Annotated in this window: 3 protein-coding genes; all 3 read left to right on the top strand. The window is 67.2% G+C overall.

The genetic code is table 11. The features are described from left to right. The coding region (locus tag VD972_RS01125) for a fibronectin type III domain-containing protein (protein WP_324979429.1) at positions 1-776 on the top strand (776 nt) is incomplete at its 5' end. A gap of 178 nt (positions 777-954) precedes the next feature. Then, positions 955-1884, top strand: a complete 930-nt coding sequence (locus VD972_RS01120; RefSeq protein WP_324979427.1) for a hypothetical protein — start codon at positions 955-957, stop codon at positions 1882-1884. A gap of 178 nt (positions 1885-2062) precedes the next feature. Then, on the top strand, positions 2063-3746 hold a 1684-nt coding region (locus VD972_RS01115; RefSeq protein ID WP_324979425.1), incomplete at its 3' end, for a ligand-binding sensor domain-containing protein.

The raw sequence follows: 3746 nt of genomic DNA, 5'->3' as shown, positions 1-3746 counted from the left end.
ATGTGGGGGGGGTGATGGGCACGGCGAGCCTGCCCATGCGCGGCGGGTTCGACTCCATGTTCGCGGGCTTGTCGGAAGGCTTCGTGACCCTGATCCCCGCGAAGGGAGGGCCAGGATGGACCTCCTTTATCGGAGGAGGCGCGGAGGACGAGGTCCGTGCGCTGAGCATCAGCTCGGAGAACCGGCTCGTGCTGGCCGGGATGACCCAGTCCAACAGCGCCCTGCCCGGTTCGGGAGGCCACGACATGACGTTCGGTGGAGAATATGACGGGTTCATCGTGGCCGTGGATCCCGATACGACGCCCCCAGCCGCGGGCCGGGTGTACGACCGGCCTCAGTCCGACGAGCTCCACGAGGACTTGAGTCAGCAAGCCTCTCTCACGTCCATCTCCGCGAACTGGGAAGGCTTCTCCGACAGCGAATCAGGGGTGGTGGAGTATGAGTGGGCCATCGGGTCGGAGGCGTCACCCGAGAGCACGAAGCCTTTCGCCCCGGTCGGTGCAGCCACCTCCGCCACGGCGCTGGACCTGCCGCTCGAGGGGGGCACGTCCTACTTCGTCACCGTGCGCGCCATCAACGGCGCGGGCCTCATCGCGACCGCCCGGTCCAATGGAGTGAAGGTGACAGCGCCTGCGGAGGAGGAGGCACGCTACCCGGTGGGCTGGTCTTGCGCGACCACCGTGGACGCGAGCCTGCCGATGCTGCTGAGCGTGCTGGCGCTGGCGCTGTGGGGCCGCCGTCGCGGTGTCCCCGCTCGCACATTTAGGGGGCAATAAGCCCTCCCCATTCCATCTCCTCGTAGGATCTTCGCGCTGCTGGCCCTCGCCATGGCCGCGTGCTCTGCCCCTTCTCCCGGCCAGGTGACTCCCAGCTGGCCCGGGCGCTCCCGATCCAATCGATCCTGCTCCGCGCAATTGAACAAGAAGGACTTCAGCGCGATCAAGGAGACTCCCCATGTCTGCAAGCAGGCTTGTGCCACTTCTCGCTTCCCTCGTTGCTCTCTCCCTGCCGGGATGTGGAGGAGGAGGAGGCGCCGCGGAAGAACTCGACGGCTACAAGGAAGCGAACCTGGAGAGCGGCGATGACGTCAAGCAGTGGTCTGGAAGTGCCAGTGCGGTCACCATCTTCTTCTTCTCCATGACGCCCATGCTCGTGGCCGACCTGTCGCACCAGGCAGACAGCGAGACGAACTGTCCCGAGTTGATCACCGAGGGCTCGAAGAAAACCTACAAAGGTGGCTGCACCGACGAGAGCGGCAGGACGTGGTTCGGCACCGCGGTCACCGAGGAGTTCAACAGGGAGACGTCCAGCCTGGGGCTGATCCGCTATGAGGGCTTCGGCTACGAGAGCACCAAGCCTTGTGGTGGACAGACCGCGGCCAGCTCGCTCAAGGTCGACGGCGAGATCAAGGGAGAGAGCACCGAGAACTCCTCCAAGCCCACCTTCGACATCAACTTCCGCATGGAATTGAGCAACGTCAACGATGATTGCACCCTCAAAAGCGACACGCTGCTCATCGACTACGCGGGAGCGTTCGAGCAGATGGGCACTGGCCAGAAGTGGAGCGGCAAGGGATGGATCGGCTCGCCCACCTCAGGCAAGTTGGAGGCCTCCACAGTGGATCAGATCCTTGACACGGAGGCGTGCCAACACGAGTCGCTGTCGGGCTCGACGACGCTCAAGGCTGGCAAGAGCACCGTGGTGGTGACGTACGACGGTGCCACCGACTGTGACGAGGATTCGACCGCTCACTGGAGCCTCAACGGACAGGACCAGGGGGAGATGGCGGGAATCGGCTGTTCGGCGGGTGGCGGGGGAATGGGCCTCGTAGGGGGCGCGCTGGTGGCCCTGCTGACCCTGCTGCCCCGCCGTCGCCGCAGCTGAGCCTGTTCAGACGAGGTTGCACCACCGTCATGCGCCTGCTGCCGTAGTAGGGGTGACGTGCGGTCCCCTCCCCGAAAGGACAACCGGACAGGTTGGGGAGGGCTCCTCATTTCGTGGCTGACGTGGTAGGTAGGCATCCCTGATGGGAGGAAGACACCTCTGCAGAGGATCCGCGCGTGTGCTGGCTCTGGGCGTGCTCGTGGCGCTGCTGGGCAGCAGCGGGAGCGCCTGGGCCCTGGAGGCGGGCAAGTCGCTGCTCCAGTTCCCCCACCGCTCCTGGCAGGCGGAGCACGGGCTGCCGCAGAACAGCATCTTCTCGCTCGTGCAGACGCCAGACGGCTACCTCTGGGCGGGCACCCTGGAAGGACTGGTCCGCTTCGACGGGGTGCGCTTCACCGTCTTTGACGAGACGAATACACCCGAGCTCCCGGACCCCGCCGTCCGCCGCCTCGCGCTCAGCCAGGACGGGACGCTCTGGATCGGTACGGAGAGAGGGCTGACCCGCATGCGGCAGGGCGCTTTCTCTCCCGTCCTCCCGGCGTCGGGGACGGCCCTCCAGGGCTTCACCGATCTGCTGGCCGCCAGCGATGGGAGCCTCTGGATCGCCACGGAGCTGCGCGAGCTGTTCCAGCTCTCTGGCAGCCACTTGCGGGCCTTCACGGACCGTGACGGGCTTGCCCATGAGACCGTGAGGGCTCTTGCCGAGGACTCCCAGGGCGCCATCTGGGCGGGCAGCGCCGCGGGCCTGCAGCGGTGGGACGGCAAGACCTGGACGGCGCCGGTCCCCGTCGAGGGCAAGCAGGCGGTGGCGGTCAGCGCGCTGGCCTGCGGCCCGGACGGGATGCTGTGGGTGGGCACTGAGGAGGGCGACGTGTACCGGCTTCAGGAGGGCACCCTGCGGCGGATGCCCGAGGCGAGCCTGCCGGGCGCACCCGTCTCCTCCCTTCTCGTGGATCGGGCGGGGACCCTCTGGGTCGGGAGCCAGGGACGCAGTCCCCTCCGGGTCACGCGCGGCCAACGCACGCAGCCGGATGCAGCACATGTGCTGGCCGGCAGCATGGTGATGGATCTGCTCGAGGACAATGAGGGCAATCTCTGGATTGGCACGGAAGCCCACGGGCTTCATCAGCTCAAGGATGCGCCCTTCACCCCCTATGGCCCTCCGGAGGGACTGGCGCACGAGATGGTGACGGCCATCCACGAGGCGCGTGACGGAAGCCTCTGGTTCGCCACCTGGGGCGGGGGCGTCACCCGCCTCCGGGACGGACAGATGACGACCTGGACCACACGCGAGGGGCTCCTTCAGGATTGGGTCACTCTCATCGCCGAGGGGAGCGACGGCAGCCTCTGGTTTGGCTCGACGCAGGGCCTCAGCCGGTGGCACTCGGGCAGGTTCACCGTCTTCAGCCTGAGCCAGGGGACCCTGCCGGCCCGCGTGCGTGCCCTGCACGAGGACACGCATGGCACGCTCTGGGCCGGCACCGACAAGGGGCTCGTCCGATGGAACGGCCAGCGCTTCGAGCCGTTCATGCCCGAGGGCGAGCTTCCAGGCCAGATCATCGTCTTCCTGCAGGGGCGCGCCGCGGGGGGCATCTGGGTGGCGACGTTCGGCGGAGGGCTCGCCTACCTCCAGGCGGGCAAGGCTGTCATGCAGATCCCCGAGAATGGCCCGCTGAGGGGCAAGATCCTGACGCTCCATGAGGATGCCCTGGGCACGCTCTGGATCGGCACCCTGGAAGGCCTCTACCGCTGGAAGGAGGGGGGCCTGCAGCGGTGGACCCGCACCGAGGGGCTCTTCGACAACCGCATCTTCCAGATCCTCCCGGATGGGAGCGGGCAGCTGTGGATGAGCTGCAACAAGG

It is taken from the genome of Hyalangium sp. (genome assembly GCF_035629615.1).
In the GTDB taxonomy this organism is placed as follows: domain Bacteria; phylum Myxococcota; class Myxococcia; order Myxococcales; family Myxococcaceae; genus Hyalangium.
Note: the sequence above shows the minus strand (reverse complement) of the source record. Positions and strands in the feature narration are given on the sequence as shown.

What these genes read in the sequence shown, in the direction of transcription:
- VD972_RS01120 (WP_324979427.1), top strand. Translation starts at nt 955, where the DNA reads ATGTCTGCAAGCAGGCTTGTGCCACTTCTCGCTTCCCTCGTTGCTCTC.